This is a genomic window from Hamadaea sp. (genome assembly GCF_013362815.1).
GTDB lineage: Bacteria > Actinomycetota > Actinomycetes > Mycobacteriales > Micromonosporaceae > Hamadaea.
In genome coordinates this window covers 98009-117995 of the sequence record NZ_JABFVK010000006.1, presented here as the reverse complement: position 1 = coordinate 117995, position 19987 = coordinate 98009, and the positions used below count along the sequence as shown (strand labels likewise).

Genomic DNA, 19987 nt, shown 5'->3' with positions numbered 1-19987 from the left:
CAGTCGTCCTTACTTCGGCAGCCGGATGGTGGCCGGGGTCGTGGGAACGCCCTGCTGCACGGCTTCCATGTGCCCGTTGATGAAGTCGTCCTCGTTCACCCAGACGGTGTAGCCCCACGGGTTGTAGATCTGCACCATGTCGCCGTCGTGGCCTACGATCAGCATCTCATGGCCGCCCGTGTCGTCGCGGGACGCGAACGGGACCGGTACGCCCTGGTCGACGGCCTGCTCGGCTTGCCGCAAGGCGTCCCGGCGGTCGTCGGCGTTGTCGAGGTCGTGGTTGTCGTACTCGACGCCGGTATGCGGCGCGATGTTCTCGTTCGCGATGGACTCCGACTGCCCCGAAGTCATCCCGTCCGAGCCGACGAGCGGCAGATTCTGCGTCCAGCTACGGCCGTCGTCGTAGACCCGATCCTGCTCGTCGCGCAGCCGCTGGGCGAAGGCGTCGGGATTGTCGTACGCCGGATCGCCGGGATGCCCGCCCGTGGTCAGCTGGAGCGCGTACAACGGGTCGACCTGGCTGCGGGCCATGACGTTGGAGGAGGCGACGCAGGTCGGATACTGGCCCTGGGTCCATTCCCGGCCCATGGTCGTGGTGTCGGTGTGCTGGCCGCGTGGGTCGTTCGAGGAGTCGCTCACGTCGAGCGGCGCGAGGTGCTCGTGCAGCCATTGCGGGTCGTCGCCGTGGTCGTGGATGAGCTTGTCGAACTCGGTCACCTTGTCCATGGGGTAACCGGCGGCCATCGCCTTGAGGATGTACGCCTGCTCGTCGGCCGACTTGGCCCCCGCCAGCAGGGCGTCGAGTTTCTGCCGGTCCTCCGGGGACAGTTTGTCGATCGCCTGGCGTGCGCGGTCGGCCATGAGCGGCGTGAGGATGAGCTCGTCGGCGTCCCCGCTGCCGCCCGCGTCGGCGATCGCGAGTTCGCTGACCGCATCGAGACCCGAGCCGGCCAGGTGCGACAGCCGGGCCGCCCCGGCCAGGTCACCCAGCAGCTTCTCGGCCCGTTCGGCGGCGTCGCGAGCCTGGTCGGCGGCCTTGCTGCGGTCGTCGATGCCGGCCATCGCCTCGTGGTGGGCCGTCTTCACGGCGTCGCCGTCGTAGTTGAACCAGCCGGTGTGGCCGCGCAGCTTGTCGCGGGCGCTCTCCAGCGGGCCCATCCCGTTCGAGTCGGTCTTCTGGGCTTCGCCGAGGCTCTGCGCATGATCGGCGAACACGTTGCGCGCCTCGTAGAAGGCGTCGCCGATCCGCTCCAGCTCTCGCTCGAGCGCTTGCAGCGCGCAGTCGGCGGCGACGTGCGCCTCACCGCTCCAGGCGTCGGGCAGTTTGGCCTTGCGGAGCTTCTGGACGACGGTGAGCGCCTTGTCGACGTCGACATGGGCGTTGCGAACGGCGTCCGATGTAGAGGAGATCGTGCCGGGCTGCCCCGGCGGGCCCGCCACGCCCAGCGCGTCGCCGACGGCGTCCTCGAGGTCGTCCGCGCCCCAGAACCCGTAACTCGAGTGGATGTCGTTCTTGAGGCCGCCGAGCTTGGCCGCCGTCTCCCGCTCGCTCATGGGTGCGCCGTCACCGGAGATTGTGGACGCGGTTGGCGGACGCCTTGTCGGCGGCGTCGTATCCGGCGGCGGCCTCGTCCAGCGAGCCCGAGAGCTGCTCGATCGCGTCGAGGACGGCCTTGAGCTCGGCTCGCCACGCGCTCAGGAACTGTTGCGCGGCCGGGGCCGCGGTCGGCCCGAAGCCCGCCTCGGTGGCGTCGTCCCGGATCTTCTCCTGCGCCGCTTTGAGTCCCGGTCCCACGTCTTCGCGGAGTTCCTTGGCGGCGGCCCGGAGCTGATCGCCCCGGGCGATCACGGTCTGCGTCACGGGCGACAAAGTACCGCACTTCGGCGGGCGAGTCACTAGAAGAAATGCGAGTTGCAGTGATGGCGGCCACTTTGTCCAGTAGAACCAGTCTAGACCACTTAGCATGATCAGGATGAGCGGTGATCAACAGACGCCCTCGCGCCCCCGGGTCATCCGGCGGACGCTGGGGCTGACGGGCACCGCGCTGGCCCTGCTCTTCGCCTGCCTTGCGCTCACGCCATCGCTTCTGCCCAGGCCGTGGGCCCTGCAAGGGGTCGCCTGCGGCCTCACTGCCGCCACCGGGTACGCCGTCGGAGCGACCGTCGGCGGGATCGCCCGGCTGTGCTGGCGGCGTCCGCCACCTGTCCCGGCGCTGGTGGTCTGGCGCGTACTGGCCGTCGCCGGGCCGGTGGCCCTCGGCGTGTTCCTCTGGCTGGGCGCCCGCTGGCAGCAGACGCTCCGGCAACGGCTCGACATGGAGCCCGTCCGCGTCCACCACATCCTCGGGATCGTCGGGGTCGGGGTGGCCACGTTCGGCGTACTGCTGTTGCTGGCGCGCGTGGTCCGGCTGTTCACCCGGTTCCTCACCCGCCTGCTCGGACGCTGGATTCCCCGGCCGATCGCGGTCGCGGCGGGCTGCCTCGTCGTCGCGTACGCCTCGGTCGGCATCGTGCAGAACTTCCTCCTCGACGGCACCGTCAACGCGATCAGCCAGGCGGCGTCGCTCACCAACGGCGAGACCGCGCCCGGCGTCACCCGCCCGTTGTCCGGGCTGCGCTCGGGTGGCACGAACTCCTTCGTCGCCTGGGACGCGCTGGGCAAACAGGGCCGGTCGTTCATCGGGACCGCGCCGACCCGGCAACAGATCTCCGCGTTCACCGGCGCGCCCGCGGTCGATCCCATCCGGGTCTACGTCGGGCTCGACTCCGCGGCCACCGCCCACGAGCGCGCCCAGCTCGCGCTTCAGGAACTGGACCGGACGAAGGCCTTCACCCGGGCGGTGCTCGGCATCGTCATCGCAACCGGCACCGGCTGGGTCGACGAGAACGTCACCGACGCTCTGGAGTACATGCACGGCGGTAACACTGCGCTGGTCTCCATGCAGTACTCCTACCTGCCGAGCTGGCTGTCGTTCGTCGTCGACCAGGAGAAGGTCCGGCAGACCACCAAAGAGCTGGTCACGGCGGTGCACGACCGGTGGTCGGCGCTCCCCGAGCAGACCCGGCCCAAGCTCGTCGTCTTCGGGGAGAGCCTCGGCGCGTACGGGATCGAGTCGGCGTACGGGAGTCTCGACGCGCTCGCCGCCGGCACGGACGGCGCACTGCTGGTCGGCCCGCCGTTCGCCAACCCGATCTGGGGCGACCTCGTGCGGCATCGCGATCCGGGCACGCCCGTGTGGGACCCGGTCTACCGCGACGGGTCCGTGGTGCGGTTCGCCGACGAGGCGGAGGATCTGCGTACGCCGCTCGCCCCGGTACGCCCGAAGGTCGTGTACCTCCAGAACTCCTCGGACCCCGTCGTGTGGTTCAGCCCGGAGCTGCTCATCCGGCCGCCTGCCTGGCTGAAGGGTCCCCGGGGCCCGGACGTGCCGGCGCGGATGCGGTGGTACCCCGGCATCACGTTCTGGCAGACGACGCTGGACCTGGCCTTCGCCAACGAAGTGCCCCCGGGACACGGGCACCTCTACGGCTCCGGCGTCGCCGACGGCTGGGCGGCGCTCGTTCCACCGGACGGCTGGACGGCGGCGGACACCGCACGACTGCGTACGCTGCTCGACTCGATCGTCCGGCCCGAGTGAACGTCTATCGAAATCGCTCCACCGTCACCGGGATGAGGCCGGCTCGACGGGCGGTCGACCGGATGTCCGCCAGCAGCCGGCCCGCCACCTCGGGTGACGCGGACAGGTCGACGGCCCAGGCGACGCCCGGGCCGACGTCCCGCAACCGCCACTCCGCCCCCGTACGCCGGGCCACCCCGACGACGTTAGGTTCGTCCGACGGCTCCAGATCCCAGGCTTGACCCAGGTCCTCCATAGAGGACGGCCGACCGGCGAAAAGCATGCGGTACAAGGGTTCCGCGTCGGACAGCACCAGCGGCGCCGAAGGCAGGAAGTGGCGGAACGGCAGCGTCCCCGGAACCGGGCCCAGCGCCGTCGCCTCCGCGCGGGAGATCGCCCGGGCCAGCCTCGGCTCCCGGCGTATGCGCAGGGCGGCCTCGGTGGAGGTGGTGTCGATCGCGACCGCCGTATGGTCGTCGGCCAGCACGAACTCCTCGACGTGCAGGTCGGTCCCGTTGATCACGTAGTAGTCCACCTCGCTATCCTCCCCGGATGACGCACGCCTGGCTCCGAGACGGGTACGCCCCGCGCCAGTTCTGGCGGCGCTCCGCCTGATCATCGGGCGAGTTGATCAGGGCGTTGGGGAGTCGATCAGGGCGTTGAGGCCGCGACACGCCGATCGATCATGCCCAGTAGTTCATGATCGCGCGGAAAGGGAGCGGGGCGGGGCGACCGAAGGCTCGAGCGTGTGCGTACAGGGCAGCAGGATCTGCCGCTCGTAATCCCCGGCGGGGTCGTTGAGCAGCGTGGTCAACAGGCGTACGGCCCGGCGTCCCATCGCGTTCCGGGGAACGTGCATGGAGGCGGTGGCCCCGGGTCCGCTGGTGTCGTCGACGAGCAGCACGATGGACACGTCGTCGGGGACGGACAGCCCCCGCAGCCCGATGATGGCGTGCAGTACGCGCAGCAGACTGACCGATTCGACGAGAACCACCGTCGTCCCCGCAGCCAGCGCACTGTCCAGCCATTGGGCGGACAACTCCTCCGGCTGGGTGTACGCAGGCACCGGCACGGTGAGTCCGAAGCGGTCGAGCGCGGTGGAGAAGCCTTCCCAGCGATCGGCCTGCGGTTCGTAGCGGACCGATTCGCCGAGGTACGCGAAGGTGCGGTGGCCGAGCGCCACCAGATCGTCCACGATGCGGCCGGTGGCCGAGCGGTAGTCGCCGCCGACGTAGCTGATCTCGAACCCGGGCACCTCGCGGTGTCCGATGTAGACGAAGGGATGCCCGTCGGCGGCGAGCCGGGCGAGGTCGTCCTGGTGGGCCCGGTGGCCGAGGATCAGGCTGCCGGCCGCCTGGCCGAGCCCGTTGACGTCACCGCGATAGATCCGGCGTACGCCGGCCTCGTCGCGCGCGGCGGTGAAGAGCACCAGGTTGCAGCCTTCGACACCGGCCTGCTCCTCGATGCCCTGGAGGAACTCGAAGTAGTAGTCCCCGGCGCTGGTCGGGAAGATCGGTTCGAAGGTATGCACGCCCAGCAGCGGGGGAGCATGCCGTTTCTCGACCGCCGTACGCTGCTGCGGGCTGGTCGAGTAGCGCAGCCGCTTGGCGGCCGACAGCACCCGGCGCTGGGTCTCGACGGAGATCCGGCTCAGGTCGCCGGCCCCCCGCAGCACTTGGGACACAGTGGACTGCGAGACACCCGCCTCGCGCGCGATGTCGGCCTGCCGGATCATGCCGCGTTCTCCGTTCACCGGACTCCTCCCGACAGGATCGCCCCACCGGCGAGCAACTCCTTGCGCAGGGTCTCATAGTCGACGTCGCGTACGCCGGAACCGGTGGCCGCGGCCAGTCCGGCGGCACACCCGGCCGCCTCGCCGAGCATCATGAAGACGGGTTCCATGCGCACGGAGGCGAAGGCGACATGGGAGGCCGAGATCGCCGACGCCACCAGCAGGTTCGAACACTCCCCGGTACGCGGGACGAGCGCGCGATAGGGTACCCCCATCGGTGCGGCCAGTGGCTGCTGGACGTTCCCCTCGTTGACCGGACGGCCGTCGACCACGACTCGTTTGGCGTTGTGCGAGTCCATCACGTAAGAGGCGAGCGCGACCGGATCGTCCACTCCCGACAACGATGCCGCGTCGTGCTGCGTGATCACGTAGTCGGACACCATCCGGCGAGCCTCCCGGATGTAGAGCTGATGCGGCCAAAGCGACGTCTCGCCGAACTCGCCGGGCGCAAGCCCATAGGCCTGCGCAGCGGAACGGACGGCGGACGGCAGGGAGCGAGAGAAGCACAGGTAGTGCAGGAGACCGGCTTGATAGCGGACATGATCGGCGAAGATCTCCTCGCGTAAGGCGTACCCGGTTGCGGCGGCGGCTGCTTGCTCGTCCAGGGAGGACGCGGCCGACAACGACACGGCTGACGGCCACGCATAGTTTGCTCCGATGTGGTCGGACGAGAACGCGCCGTGGTTGTTCATGTCGAACACGTCGCCGTGTACGCGTGTCGTCCGCCCGTAGAGCTCGAAGACACCCGCCTCGACGTAGCGCCGGAGCAGCTCGTATCGGCCGGGATCGTAGCCGTCGGGCTCGGGATAGGGCAGACGGCCGGCCGCGTCGGTCACGTGCAGCCGGAAGTTGTACGCCTGCACCCGTTCGTCGCCGTCGCCGATCGTCCCGTACGCGTCGGCGGACACCCCCGGGAGCAAGCCGGAGGCGGGCCGACCGGGGACGACGTACGGATCGACCGGGACGGTGAACTGGTGGCTGGAGCTGGGCTGCACACCGGCGAGCGGCTCCCCATAGACCGCCGACGCCTCCCGGCCGATGGCGTGCGACACCCCGGCCGCCGCCATCAGGTCGCCCTCGTAGGAGGCGTCGACGAAAACCTTGGCCTGGTGGCGTCCGCCGTCGTCGGTGCGGATCTCGGCCAGCGACGACCCGGACATGGCGACGCCGCTGAGGTGCTGCCGGTGGAGCACCGTGACACCCGCGTCGGCCAGCCAGTGAACGAAGATCGACTCGGCGACGTGCGACTCCACTCGCCAGTGCACATCGGGGACTCCGTACGCCGCCCCGACCGCCCGGTAGAACGCCTGGGCCAGACCGCCCACAGTGGATGCCCGCCCGACGTCCGTCTCGCCGAGTCCGCCGCTGCTGAGGCCGCCCACGTGATCGTCGAAGGCGAGCAGGGTCACCGAGCGCCCGTCGCGGGCCGCCCGGACGGCCGCCGTCACGCCGCCCGAGGTCGCGCCGTACACCACGACGTCCGCGGACGTCACGCGAGACGTGACGGCGGCCGGAAGGTGATAGCGCAGTCCGGGAAGCGGCGAAGTCATGCCCGGATTTCTAACATCCCGATCCGAGCGCTGTACATAGCTAATATTTGCTAATTCTGCGCAACCGAATCGTGCCCGAAGTTGCTGCGTACCAACGTCTTGACAGCACCGCGACAAAGCGATGTAACGTAGCCGCAATCTTGGGCGAGCCTGGTGGCCGCCAATATATTAGCAAGTTAGGGGACACCGGCATGAGCATGGCGACCGAGCTGGAGACCGACCTCCTGGTGGTCGGCGGAGGCTTGGGCGGCGTCGCCGCGGCGTTGACCGCCGCGCGGCTGGGCCGCCGCGTCGTCCTGACCGAGGAGACCGACTGGCTCGGCGGGCAGCTCACCGCGCAGGCGGTGCCGTCCGACGAGCACCCCTGGATCGAGACGGACTACATCTCGCCTGGGTACCGTGAGCTGCGCGAACGCGTTCGCGACTACTATCGCCGCAACTACCCGCTGCTGCCCGAGGCGGCGGCGGATCCGACGCTCAACCCGGGCCTGGGCAACGTGAGCCGGCTCTGCCACGAACCCCGCGTGGGCGTGGCCGTCATCGACGAGATGCTCGCCGGCTACGTGTCGGCCGGGCGGATCACGATCCTGTACCGCCACGTTCCGGTCAGCGCTGACACGGACGGCGACAGTATCAAGGCGGTGACTCTGCGCGACGAGGTGACCGGAAAGCAACGCACCGTGACCGCGAAGCTCGTCGCGGACGCCACCGAGCTGGGCGACCTGCTGGAGCTGGCCGGGGTCGAGCACGTCATCGGCGCGGAGTCGCAGGACCAGACCGGGGAGCCGTTCGCCGCGCCCGAGCCGGACTGGACCGATCAGCAGTCCATCACCTGGACCTTCCCGCTGGAGTACCGGCCGGGCGAGGACCACGTCATCGACAAGCCGGCCTCCTACGACCACTGGAAGACCCACGTCGACCCGTTCTGGCCGGGACCGCAGTTGTCCTGGTTCAAAATCGACATCCACACGAACGCGGGCAAGGAGAACCGGATCTTCGAGGGCGACCTCGACGGCGTACGCCTGCCGGACCTCTGGCACTTCCGGCGCATCCGGGCGCGCAGCCAGTTCCGCCGTGACCTCGTCGACACCGACATCACGCTGGTGAACTGGCCCAACATCGACTATTGGGAAGCGCCCCTGATCGGCCCGGGCGTCGACGATGCCGCCCGGGCCCGGGCGCTTCAGCGGTGCAAGGAACTCTCCCTGTCCTATCTGCACTGGATGCAGACCGAGGCGCCCCGGCACGACGGCGGCCACGGCTACCCCGGGCTGAAGCTGCGCCCCGATCTCACGGGCACCGACGACGGCCTCGCGAAGTACGTCTACATCCGGGAGTCGCGCCGGATCAAGGCCCGGTTCACCGTGCTGGAGCAGCATGTCGCCGTGGTGGACCGGCCAACGGACAGCGGCTCGGAGGTGTTCGCGGACGCGGTCGGCGTCGGGCATTACAACATCGACCTGCATCCGAGCACTGCCGGCGTGAACTACGTGAACCTGGAGTGCTACCCGTTCCAGATCCCGCTGGGCGCGCTGATCCCGGTACGCCTGCGCAACCTCCTGCCGGCCTGCAAGAACATCGGGACCACGCACATCACCAACGGCTGCTATCGCCTGCACCCTGTGGAGTGGAGCATCGGCGAGGCGGTCGGGGCGCTGGCGGCGTACTGCCTGCGGCAGGGCACCGAGCCGCACGCGGTGGCCGACTCGCCCCGGCTCACCGAGGATTACCAGAGTCTGCTGTCGGAGACGCTCGGCATCCCGATCGCCTGGCCCGACGAGGTACGCCGAACCCGCCCCTCGCAGGCGTCGAAGAACTCCACGCCGGTCCTGGCCATGCCCGAACGCCGCGTGAAGGTCACATCATGACCGACGATCCGATGACTCAGCACCAGCCGACCGACGTCGTCGTCTACGGCGCTACCCTCGCCGGAATCATGGCGGCGCTGCGCTTGCGAATGCGCGGCTATCGCACCGTCATTCTGGAGCCGACCCGGCACGTCGGCGGCATCGTCGCGGGCGGCCTGGTCAAGTCGGACTGCCCCAACGTGATCGAGGCGTTGGCCGGGCTCACCCTCACCCGCTTCTTCGAGGGCATCGGGCGGGCGTACGGGCTCGACGAGGCGGCGTACCGGTTCGAGCCGAAGGTGGCCGAACAGGTCGCTTGGGATCTCATCAACGACGCCGGCGCGACGGTGCTCACCGGCGAACGCATCCACGGTCCGTCCGATGTAGATGTTCGAGGCGGCCGGATCGAGCGGGTGAAGGGCATCCGGGCGCGGTTCTTCATCGACGCCTCCTACGAGGGCGACCTGATGGCGGCGGCCGGTGTGCCGTACGCGTACGGGCGGGAAGGGCACGAGAAGTACGGCGAGCCGCTCGCCGGCTTCCAGCCCGTGCAGGCGTACCGGCGGCGCAGCTTCCGGCCCACCGATCTCTATCCGGTCAAGCCGGTCCCGCCGCAGCAGGCGGGCGAGGCGGACGAGAAGACGCAGGCCTACAACTTCCGGGGCGTGCTCTCGACCAATGCCGACCGGCTGCCTTTCCCGAAACCCGCGGACTACGACCCGAAGCTCTACGCGTACCTCGGACAGCTCCTGGAACAGCGTGGAGTCAAGGGCCTGTCCGACATCGTGACCCACACGGCGTTGCTGCCGAACGGCAAGTACCAGACCAACCAGGCGCTGTTCATCGGGTTCGACCTGCCCGGCGCGTCGTGGGACTACCCGGACGGCACCTGGGCGCGGCGGGACGAGGTAATCGCCGAACACGTCCGCTGGCATCAGGGGATGCTCTACTGGCTGGCCAACGACCCGTCGCTGCCGGCGAGCTTCCGGGCCGACACCCGCACGTTCGGCCTGCCGCCCGACGAGTTCGTGGACAGTCCACACGGGACGGGCTTCCCGCACGCGCTCTACATCCGTGAGGCCCGCCGGCTCCGGGGCGCGCACGTGCTGACCCAGCACGACCTGCTGAAGCCGGGCAACACCAAGGCGACGCCGGTCTGCTGCTGGAAGTACGGAATGGACAGCCACATCGTCCAGTACTACGCCGAGGGCGACGACACCATCGTGGGCGAAGGCACGCTGTCCGGCACCGAGAGCAACCCGCCGGTCGATCTCTACCAGATCCCCGCCGAAGTGCTGTTCCCCGCACGCGGAGGCGTCGAGAACATCGCGGTCCCGCTGTGCTTCTCGGCCAGCCACGTCGGCTACAGCTCACCGCGCATGGAGCCCAACTACGGCATGCTCGGCGAGGCCGCGGGCGAACTGGCCGCGCAATCGCTGGGCACCGGGCGCGCCGTGCAGGACTACGACTATCCCCAGCTGGCGGCGGCCTTGCGGGAGCACGGCAGCGTTCTGACCCTCCCCGGGCTGGAGTAGCCGTGCGGCCGATCACGCTCGCCCGGCCCGATCCGGCCTTCCAGCCGGGTCCACTCGACGCGTCATCCGGCTGGCAGCCGCACACCGTCGAGCTCGGGTTCCACATCGGAGAGCCGGTGCCGGCCGAGGGGTGCGTACTGCGTCTGGAGTTCGCGGCGGGTCACGGTCCCTGCCCCGATCTGTCCATCGTGGTCGACGGCGCGCATCGCGGGTTCTTCCATCCCGCTGTGCGCCGGGAGGACCGCTCGGAAACCTATCGGCACGGCCCCATCGCGGGAGACGTGACGCTCGACGTGTGGCTGCCCGCCGCCTGGCTCGGCCCGGGTGATCACTCGATATCGATCACGACCACGCTCGACGAAGCCGCGGCGACCGGTCCGATCACGCCTGAGCAAGGCCCTCGCCCGCGTCATCGCGAGCAGTTCGGCCACCACTTCGGCAGCGGCGTCGTATGGCACGAGATCACCCTCCGGCCTGCGGACCGTCCGGCCACACCGGACGTCGCGCTCGCCGCCACCCCGCTCTACCTGCACGACGGCTCTGTCCTGGTAGAGCTGACCGTCTCGGTTCCGGCCCAGTCCAGTGCCGCCCAAGCACTGGTACGCCTGGAGCAGCAGACGTATCCGGTCAGCCTGCAGCGGGGTGACCGCGATTTCGGTGACGTCCGCGTACGGTTCCCAGTGCCGGAGTTCACCGAGCCGGTGACTGCGACGGTCACCGTCGATAGTGGACCTGCGCAGACGTTCGAGCTGCGTCCTGCTCGTAAGTGGACGTTGCACCTGATTCCGCACGTGCACCTCGATGTCGGCTACACCGACGTGCAGGGCAAGGTGCTGGAGCTGCACAGCCGCAACCTCGATCGGGCGCTCGACGCGCTCGCGGCTCATCCCGGCGACCCCGGCTTCGCCTTCTCGGTCGACGGCTCGCTGATCGTGGGGGAGTACCTCGCGACCCGGTCGGCGAAGCGCTCGGAGCAGGTGCTCGCGGCGCTGCGGTCGGGCCGGCTGTCGGTCAACGCCTTCCACAGCTTGTTCCTGTCCGGCATCGCCAGCCTCGAAGAGGTCTACCGGGCGGCGTACGCGGCGGCGCGCCTGCGGGAAGAGCATGCGATCCCGATCGAGTACGCCAACCTCACCGACGTTCCGTCGTATTCGGCGGCGCTCCCGTCGATGCTGCGGGCGCTCGGCCTCGACGCCTTCGTCGGAATCGAGAACCACCACCGGGGCGGCAACGCCGACAGCGACGCCCAGCACCTGGCCAGCCCGGTGATGTGGGAAGGCGTGGACGGCTCCCAGGTCCTGACCCACTTCTCCGACACCTACTCGCAGCTGCGGTTCATGGTGGGCGACCCGCAGACCGTCGCCGGGGGAGCGCACGCGTTCTGCCGCCTCCTCGCCCGGTATGACCGGCCCGACTACCTCCCGGCCGACCTGGCCGTCATCGGCACGCACGCCGACAACGAGGATCTCGGCGACGGCGACGCCGGGTTCGCCGCCCGCTGGAACGAGCGGTACGCGTACCCGCGGCTGGTGGTGTCGACGATGGCGGGCTACCTCGACGCCGTACGCCCATTGGCGGATCGGCTGCCCGTCTGGCGCGGCGACGGCGGCTCCTACTGGGAGGACGGCGTCGGCACCGGAGCCGCCGTCGCCGCCGAGCATCGGCGTACGCAGTCCACCCTGCCCGCCGCGGAAGGGCTCGCCGCGCTGGTGAGCCTCGCCGAACCCGGCTACCGGCCGCATCGCGCCGCCCTGGACGCCGCCTGGGAAGGCGCGCTCTACGGCTGCGAGCACACCTGGACGTGGGCACACGGCAACGCGCATCCGCACGGCCACCAGGTCGGCGACCAGCTCGACTGGAAGCGGCATCAGGTGCATTCGGCGTACCGGGTGGCGACGGACGAGACTCGCCGGGCGCTCAGCCAGCTCGGCGAGCTCGTCAGCACGGCCGGGCCGACGTTGCTCGTGCACAACCCGCTCGGCTGGGCGCGCGACGTCGACGTCGAGCTGGAGACCCTGCACGGCAGCCCGGACGGTCTTCCCGGCGAGGTGATGGCGGACTGCAACGGCCTCAAACGAGTGCGCGTCACCGTTCCCGGGGTGCCCCCCTTCGGCTATCGGGCAATCGGGCTCGGCGTTGGGCGTACCCTCACGCCTGGCGAGGAAGACGGATCCACCGGGCAGCCGGCCGCGGGCCGAGACGAGTGGCAGACCGTGCCCGCGAGCTTGACCACCGCGCGGTGGGAGGTGGCCTTCGACCCCGCGACCGGGGCGATCCGGGGCCTGCGCCACCGCGCGAGCGGGCGGGAGCTGCTGGACAGTCGTGAGTGGACGCTCGGCCAGGTCTTGTACGCGCTCAACGGCCCGGTGTCGCTGACCCGCGGTGATCAGCCTGAACATTCGGGCGAGCCGCATAGGCACGAGCCCGCGCCGCGCAGCACGCTGTTCGGCCGTCGTCCGAAGGCGGACCCGCCGGAGCTCACCGTGACCGCGGCTGAGATGCGGCCGATCGGGCTGCGCCGCACCTACGACGGCTGGCGGCTGCGCACCGTCGGGAGTGGACCGAGCCTGCCCCGGGTCGAGGTCGACGTGCTGCTGCGCGACGACTCCGACCGGGTGGACGTGACGGTCGAGGTCGACAAGGTACGCGTGCTGGCCAAGGAGTCGGTGTACGTGGCGTTTCCGTTCGCGGCAACCGATCCCGTGCTGCGCTACGACCGGCAGCAGGGCTGGATCGATCCGGCCGCCGACACCGCGCCGGGCGCGTGCCACGACTGGTTCACCACGCAGCATGCGGTCGTGGTGTCCGAAGGGGGCGGCCCGGCGATCGCGTGGAGTTCGGCGGACGCGCCGCTGTTCACCGTGGGCGACATCGTCCGCGGCGAATGGCGAGAGCGGTTCCGGCCGGGGTCCAGCGTGTTCTCCTGGGTCCTCAACAACTACTGGCCGACGAACACCCCGCCGGAGCAGGACGGAACCCTGACCCTCCGGTACGCCTTCACGCCCCTGCCGGCGTTCGACCCGGTGGCGGCCGGGCGCTTCGGCCGGGAGGTACGCGCGGCCGCCACCGCCACCGAAATCACCTGGCTGGACAAGTTCGACGTCGATCCGCGGCCGTTGCCGGACACCGGATCGCTGCTGGACCTGGACCTGCCGGAGACGGTGCACGCCACCGTCGCCCAGCCGCGGACCGGTGACGGACTGCTGCTGCGCCTGCAAGACCTCGCCGGCCGGGCAGTACGCGTCGTGCTGCCGGTGGCCGGAGACGTCACCTTGTGCACCGCCGACGAACGCGAGATCGGCCCGTTGCCCCGCGACGACGGCGGTCTCCCGACCGTCGACATCGGACCGTGGCGGGTCGTCTCGCTGATCCTGCATCCCGTCCCGACGGACTCCCCGAAGGATTGATCATGGCAAATAGCGCATTGACCAGACGCAGATTCCTGACTTTGACGGGCGGCGCGGCCGCCGCAGTCGCCGGGTCCGGCCTGCTCGCCGCCTGCGGCACCTCGACCACCCCGACCACCGGTGGCGCGGGCAGCGTCACCTTCCCCGAGTACGCCCCGGCGACCCTGGTCAAGCCGGATCTGCCCGCCACCGCCGACGGCGTGATGGCCGGCTTCTACGAGTACCCGGCGAACCTGGCGACCGCGTTCACGAGCAAGCCCGGTGAGGGCCTCGGGAACGTGACCGTCCTGACCAACATGTTCAACCCGGTGCCGCCGAGCGCGGGGTCGAACGCGTACTGGCAGGAGGTGAACAACCGGCTTGGGGCGACCCTCGACATCACGATGACGCCGTCGGCCGACTACCTCAGCAAGCTGTCCACCATCATCGCCGGTGGCCAGCTGCCCGACCTGACGCTGATCTCTTCGAAGCTCGCCCACCGGGCCGACGTGCTGACCCGGATGTGCGCCGACCTCAGCGAGTTCGTCTCGGGTTCGGCGGTCAAGGACTACCCGTTCCTGGCCAACATCCCCAGGGACGCCTGGCTGCCGACGGCGTACGGGGGCGGCATCTACGGCGTGCCGATCCCGCGCGGCATCGCCGGGACGATCTTCTTCTCGCGCAACGACCTCATCCGGGCTCGGAGCCTGAACAACGCTCCGGCCAGCTATGCCGAGTTCGTCACGCTGGCCGAGGGGCTGACCGACGCCAAGGCGAACCGATGGGCGTTCGGCGGCATCAAGCGCGTCATCGTCTTCGTCGGAACCATGCTGGGCGTGCCCAACACCTGGAAGGCCGAGGGCGGCAAGTTCGTCTCCGAGTTCGAGACGGAGCAGCGCAAGGAGGCGGTCGCTCGCACGGCCGAGCTGTACAAGAAGGGGTTGTTCCACCCGGACAGCCTCGGCGGGAAACTGCAGGTACGCGACCTGTTCGGCAACGGCACGATCGCGCTCCACGGTGACGGGTACGCCGCCTGGGACACCATGGCGGCCGCGTACAAGGCGGCGGAGATCGGCGCGATGCCGGCCCCGAAGGCCGAGGGCGGCGGCATCGCCCAGCACCCGGCCGGCGCTGCGGCGTTCGCGATCACCGCGGTCAAGAAGGGCGACAAGGCCCGGATCAAGCAGCTGCTGAAGATCTGCGACTGGCTGGCCGCCCCGCTCGGGACGACGGAGTACATGTTCCGCAAGTTCGGCATCGAGGGCACGCACTACACGATGCAGAACGGCAAGCCGGTGCTGACCGACAAGGGCAAGGTCGAGGTCAAGCTGCCCCTGGAGTACGTGATCGACGCGCCGCCCGTCCTCGGTCCCGGCGACAAGGCGCGGGTGGACGCTCAGCGGGCGTATCAGGAGAAGGTCGTCCCGACGATGCTGCGCAGCCCGGCCGACGGTCTCTACTCGGCGACGGCGGTGGACAAGGCCGGCGAGATGAGCAAGATCATCGACGCCGCCGAACTCGACATCGTCTCCGGCCGCAAACCCGCGGCGTACTGGGACGAGGCGGTGGCCGCGTGGAAGAAGGCCGGCGGCGACGCCGCCCGAGCCGAGTACGAGAAGGCCGTGTCGAGTTGATCATGAACCTAGGGTCCCGCCCGACGGCGTGTCGGCGCCCCTAGGTTCATGATCAACGCTGCCGGTGAGAGTCGGCCGGTGAGCGTCGGCCAGCGAGGGTCGGCCGGTTAGGACAGGCGAGCGAGAACAGGAGTGTGACATGGCGGCACCCGCGAGTCCGTGGCGACGGTTGCGGCGGGACTGGTTCCTGCTGATGCTGGGCCTGCCCGGCCTTCTGCTGGTGGTGCTGTTCCACTACGTGCCGCTGGCCGGGAACGTCATCGCGTTCAAGGACTACCGGCCCTACCTGACGATCTGGGAAGCGCCCTGGGTCGGCTTCACGAACTTCCGCGTGATCTACGAAGGCGACCCGGCCTTCCTCAACGCCCTGAGCAACACCTTGATCATCTCGCTGATCCAGGTCGTGGTGGTCTTCCCCATCCCGATCGCGCTGGCGCTGCTGCTCAACAGCTTGCTCTCGGAGAAGATCAAGCGGGTCGTGCAGTCGGTGCTCTACCTGCCGCACTTCATGTCCTGGGTGATCGTGGTCGCGCTGTTCCAGCAGATGCTCGGCAACGCCGGGCTCTACAACACCTGGGCCCGCGTACACGACCTGCCGCTGCTCCACATCATCGGCAACTCCGACTTGTTCCTGCCGCTGATCACCAGTCAGGCGATCTGGAAGGACGTCGGCTGGGGCACGATCATCTTCCTCGCCGCGATCTCCCGCGTCGACACCGAACTGTTCGAGGCGGTCGCCGTGGACGGCGGCGGCCGGCTCCGGCAGCTGTGGCACGTGACCCTCCCGGCCATCCGGTCGGTGGTCGTGCTGCTGCTCATCCTGCGTCTCGGCGACGTCCTCTCGGTCGGCTTCGAGCAGATCTATCTGCAACAGGCCGCCGTGGGGCAAGACGTCTCCGAGGTGCTCGACACCTACGTCTACAACCGCGGCATTCTCGACGGCAACTTCGGCATGGCCGCCGCGGTCGGGCTGGTCAAGGGCGTGGTCGGATTGGCACTCGTGCTCATCGCCAACAAGGTCGCGCACCTGTTCGGGGAGAGAGGGATCTACTCACGATGGTGACTCTGGCTTCCCGGTCCCGGAGCGTCCGGCGTACGGCGAACAAGCCGAAGCTGGTCAACGGCGCGCCCGCGCCCAACCCGGTCGTCCGGGCGCTCAAGGGAATCGTGCTGCTCATCTGCTGCGCCGCCGTGGCGATCCCGTTCATCGGGGTCATCTCGACGTCGCTGGCCGACCAGGATCAGATCACGAAGGCCGGCGGTTACGTCCTGTGGCCATCGCATCCGTCCTTCGACGCGTACGCGGCGATCTTCCGGGGTGGCGCGGTCACCCGGGCCACCCTCGTATCCATCGGGATCACGCTGGTGGGATCGCTGTTGTCGATGGCGGTCGTCGCGTTGCTGGCGTACTCGCTGTCCCGGCCGGGCAGCTTCGGCCACCGCCCGCTGCTCATGCTGGTGCTGATCACGATGCTGTTCAACGCCGGCATGATCCCGAACTACCTGCTCATCAAACAGCTCGGCCTGATCGACTCCTGGTGGGCGCTGATCCTGCCGCCCGTCGTCTCCGCCTTCCAGGTCATCATCGTGCGCGCCTTCTTCATGGAGGTGCCGCGCGAGATCATCGACGCCGCTCGCATCGACGGTGCCGGTGAGCTGCAGATCCTCACCCGGATCATGCTGCCGCTGTCCAAGGCCGTGCTGGCGGTCGTGGGCCTGTTCCAGGCGGTGGCCTACTGGAGCGCGTTCTTCAACGCGCTGCTCTACATCAACGACCCCGACAAGTGGCCGTTGAGCCTCGTACTGCGCACCTACGTCGTGGACAACACGGCCATCGGGACGGACCTGCCGGGGGAGGTCGTCCCGCCACAGCAGTCCCTGCAGATGGCGATCCTGGTCGTCTCGCTCGTTCCCATCTGCCTGGTCTACCCGTTCCTGCAGAAGCACTTCGCCAAGGGCGTGGTCGTCGGAGCCGTCAAGGGCTGACCCCGCTCACTCCATCCTTCGCAGCCGCACCCGGCCGGGCTCAGTCGTCCCGCCGCGCTGCCGCCTGCTCACCTTCAGGAGGCTTTGATGCACGACCGCTCCCCAGCCGGCTCGCCTGCCGCTGACGCCTTCGCCGCCGCCGAGGCGGCCATGCTCACCCCGGAGCCTACGGGAACCCGCCGGACCGGACGCCGGCAGGCGCTCGCCGCGCTCGGCTTCGCCGGGGCCGCGTTGGCCGGCAGCCAGGCCCTGCCCGGGATCGCCCAGGCCGGGCCGCCCAAGAAGCTCGACGCCGGTGACGGCTACGGCAGCGTCGACGAACTGCGGACGAACCCCGGAACCGTCGACGGCCAGCAGGTACACCTGGTCGGCTACGCCGCCGACCGGCCCGGGGTCGGCGGCGGCCTCTTCTACTGGGACGCCGACGCGACCGAGGCCGACAACGGCGGCACCGTCATCGCACCGACCGGTGTGGCGACCGGACGCTGGAAGCGCCCCGTCGAGGCCCGGATCGACCTGGCCTGGTTCGGTTGGACCGGGGTCGGCGACGTCGACGACTCGCCGAAGGTACGCGCGGCGGTGGCCGCCCTGCCCACCGGAGGCATCATCGAGACCGGCCCCGGCAAGGTACGCCTGGAGTCGACGATCGAGATCACCTCCATTCCGATCCTGTTCCAGGGAGCCGGAGCCACCGACGTCGACGACTACTCGACGCAGTACGTGGTGGCGACCGGGAACGCCGACGGCTTCCGGCTCAAGAACGTCCATGGTGGAGGGATGCGGGACCTCGTCGTCCGCGGCTCCGGCCTGACCGGCGGCAGCCTGGTGGCGACCGAGGCGGCCGGCACTGACCGCAACTACATGGTGTCGTTCATCAACGTCCGGTTCAAGGACGGCTACAACGGCATGACGCTGCGTTCGTGCAACACGATCCGGTTCCGCAACTGCGTCTGGAACGGGTTCAACGGGCAGTACGTCATCCTGCTCAATGGGGTCGGCGACACCTCGCGGGCCGACCCGATCGAGTTCGTGCAGTGCGGCATCGCGGCCGGACCGGCGAACACCGGCGTCGACAACATCGTGATCGACGGGCTCGGCGGGTCGATCAAGTTCTTCGCCGTCGCCGTCCTCTTCGGCCGGCACGGCATCTGGCTGAAGAACACCACCGGCGGCTCCTACCCGAAGTTCCTCTACTTCGAAGGCGGCGGCTTCGAGAACGGCCACGGTTACCCGGTGCTGCTCGAGGCCGGCGCGCAGGCCCAGTTCGCCAACGTCTACATCTCCGCCGACAACGAACTCAGCAACGTCCGGATCACCGAGGGCTTCACGAGCACCGCCACCTTCACCGGCTGTATCGTCCGGGGCTGCGGCCACAACGGGCTCGACATCGCCTCCACCCGGGTCACCGTGACCGGCTGCGTCATCGGCAACAACGGGCGTACGGCGCATCCGGCCTTCGCCCGGACGATCACCGGAGCCTCGTCCGGCAGCGGCGGCAAGGTCCGGCTCACCACCGGCGCCGAGCACGGCTGGGAGACCGGCGACCGGGTCAGCGTCCTGGACGTCACGGGCACAACCGAGGCCAACGGCAAGTGGTCCATCGACGTCGTCAGCCCCACGGCCTTCGAGATCCCGGTCCAGTTCACCCACGCGTACGCCGGAGGCGGCAGCACCTATCGGCACGGAACCGGGATCAACATCCGGTCGGCGGCCACCCGCGTCGTCGTGGTCGGCAACGCGATCGGCGGGCTGGCCGACGGCATCAACCGGCAGGACTACGGGATCGTCAGCGCCTCGCCCGACGTGCTGGTCGCCGACAACGACCTGAACGGCAACGTGGCCGGACCGTACTCGATCGTCGGGTCGATCACCGGGCAAACCCGGTTCACCGGGAACAAGGGCGTCGAGCAGATCGACGGCCGCCTGGTCGCCCGGGTCGGCGGCGCGGTCGCCGACGGCCTGTACGACTTCGGCAACCTGCTCTACCTGGAGGGTCAGCGGATTCGGATCGTCAAGGTGAGCCGGAAGCTCGGCGTGGGCTCCGCCGACGTACGCCTCGACGCCGACACCCAGAGCGCGGGCGGAAACGCGATCGGCGTCACCACGACCACCCAGACGACGGCGTTGACCTCGCCGTTCACTGTGGACGGCAGCGGTACGCCGTTGCGCCTGCGGTTGCGAGTGCTGAACGCCGCTTCGGCGAGCGACCTGGAGGTGCAGTTCGCGTACCAGATCCTCGGCTGAACCCGCACATGGTTCGAGCCCGGCCGAATCTTCGGCCGGGCTCGAATGGGGACGTCACACGCGGTCGCTGTTCTCCAGCGCCCGGATCAGGGCCCGTTTGATCTGCCCGAACAGCCGCTGATCCGTGGTCCGGAACAGGCTGATCAACTGTCCGTAGTAGACCGCCCGAAGTTCGTAGACCGGGCCGCGCCGCCCGTGGATCTCGACGAACACGTCGCGCAACTGGTTGATCGAGAACGCCTTGACCGCGGTCTCGCGTACCAGGAAGACCTCATCGCTGACGTGCACCGAGGGGCCTCGATAGAAGGTCCGCATTCTCCCTCCTCGACTGACGAGATGAAGGGGAAGTGCTCGCGAAGATCGCTATTGGATGGGTCCTCCCCCTTGTCATCGAGT

The 19987-nt window shown here is 69.3% G+C and carries 14 protein-coding genes; 8 read left to right on the top strand and 6 right to left on the bottom strand.

The window, feature by feature from the left end; translation table 11 throughout:
* Positions 1-9: 9 nt before the first annotated feature.
* Both HOV77_RS03065 and HOV77_RS03060 read right to left on the bottom strand, forming a co-directional pair.
* On the bottom strand, positions 10-1554 hold the full coding sequence (locus tag HOV77_RS03065; RefSeq protein WP_290857218.1) for a hypothetical protein: 1545 nt from the start codon (positions 1552-1554) through the stop codon (positions 10-12).
* A gap of 10 nt (positions 1555-1564) precedes the next feature.
* On the bottom strand, positions 1565-1861 hold the full coding sequence (locus HOV77_RS03060) for a hypothetical protein (protein ID WP_290857216.1): 297 nt from the start codon (positions 1859-1861) through the stop codon (positions 1565-1567).
* 112 nt (positions 1862-1973) lie between these two features.
* Between HOV77_RS03060 and HOV77_RS03055 the strand changes: the two genes are divergently transcribed.
* Positions 1974-3638, top strand: coding sequence for an alpha/beta-hydrolase family protein (locus HOV77_RS03055; RefSeq protein WP_290857214.1), 1665 nt, complete (start codon positions 1974-1976; stop codon positions 3636-3638).
* A 4-nt stretch (positions 3639-3642) separates the two neighbouring features.
* Here the strand turns inward: HOV77_RS03055 and HOV77_RS03050 are convergent, their stop codons facing one another.
* The 3 genes from HOV77_RS03050 to HOV77_RS03040 form a co-directional block, all read right to left on the bottom strand.
* On the bottom strand, positions 3643-4152 hold the full coding sequence (locus HOV77_RS03050) for a hypothetical protein (RefSeq protein ID WP_290857212.1): 510 nt from the start codon (positions 4150-4152) through the stop codon (positions 3643-3645).
* Between the two features lie 162 nt (positions 4153-4314).
* Positions 4315-5370 carry a LacI family DNA-binding transcriptional regulator gene (locus tag HOV77_RS03045; protein ID WP_290857210.1) on the bottom strand — a complete coding sequence of 352 codons (1056 nt, stop codon included), beginning with the start codon at positions 5368-5370 and terminating at the stop codon, positions 4315-4317.
* Positions 5367-6959, bottom strand: a complete 1593-nt coding sequence (locus tag HOV77_RS03040; protein ID WP_290857208.1) for an FAD-dependent oxidoreductase — start codon at positions 6957-6959, stop codon at positions 5367-5369. The genes HOV77_RS03045 and HOV77_RS03040 overlap by 4 nt, the downstream gene beginning before the upstream one ends.
* Positions 6960-7150: 191 nt before the next feature.
* Between HOV77_RS03040 and HOV77_RS03035 the strand changes: the two genes are divergently transcribed.
* The 7 genes from HOV77_RS03035 to HOV77_RS03005 all read left to right on the top strand — a co-directional run bounded on the left by HOV77_RS03035 (position 7151) and on the right by HOV77_RS03005 (position 19591).
* Positions 7151-8827 carry an FAD-dependent oxidoreductase gene (locus HOV77_RS03035; protein WP_290857206.1) on the top strand — a complete coding sequence of 559 codons (1677 nt, stop codon included), beginning with the start codon at positions 7151-7153 and terminating at the stop codon, positions 8825-8827.
* Complete coding sequence (locus HOV77_RS03030) at positions 8824-10341, top strand: FAD-dependent oxidoreductase (protein ID WP_290857204.1); 1518 nt, start codon at positions 8824-8826, stop codon at positions 10339-10341. The genes HOV77_RS03035 and HOV77_RS03030 overlap by 4 nt, the downstream gene beginning before the upstream one ends.
* Positions 10342-10343: 2 nt before the next feature.
* Positions 10344-13748: a hypothetical protein gene (locus HOV77_RS03025; RefSeq protein ID WP_290857203.1), complete on the top strand. Its 3405-nt coding sequence runs from the start codon at positions 10344-10346 to the stop codon at positions 13746-13748.
* Positions 13749-13765: 17 nt separating this feature from the next.
* Positions 13766-15361: an extracellular solute-binding protein gene (locus HOV77_RS03020; protein WP_290857202.1), complete on the top strand. Its 1596-nt coding sequence runs from the start codon at positions 13766-13768 to the stop codon at positions 15359-15361.
* 139 nt (positions 15362-15500) lie between these two features.
* On the top strand, positions 15501-16424 hold the full coding sequence (locus tag HOV77_RS03015; protein ID WP_290857201.1) for an ABC transporter permease subunit: 924 nt from the start codon (positions 15501-15503) through the stop codon (positions 16422-16424).
* A complete protein-coding gene (locus HOV77_RS03010) occupies positions 16421-17347 on the top strand; it encodes a carbohydrate ABC transporter permease (protein ID WP_290857200.1) in 927 nt (308 codons plus the stop codon). The genes HOV77_RS03015 and HOV77_RS03010 overlap by 4 nt, the downstream gene beginning before the upstream one ends.
* Before the next feature lie 87 nt (positions 17348-17434).
* On the top strand, positions 17435-19591 hold the full coding sequence (locus HOV77_RS03005; RefSeq protein WP_290857199.1) for a ubiquitin-activating E1 FCCH domain-containing protein: 2157 nt from the start codon (positions 17435-17437) through the stop codon (positions 19589-19591).
* A gap of 54 nt (positions 19592-19645) precedes the next feature.
* Here the strand turns inward: HOV77_RS03005 and HOV77_RS03000 are convergent, their stop codons facing one another.
* Positions 19646-19906, bottom strand: coding sequence for a DUF6232 family protein (locus HOV77_RS03000; RefSeq protein WP_275978387.1), 261 nt, complete (start codon positions 19904-19906; stop codon positions 19646-19648).
* Positions 19907-19987 lie beyond the last annotated feature (81 nt).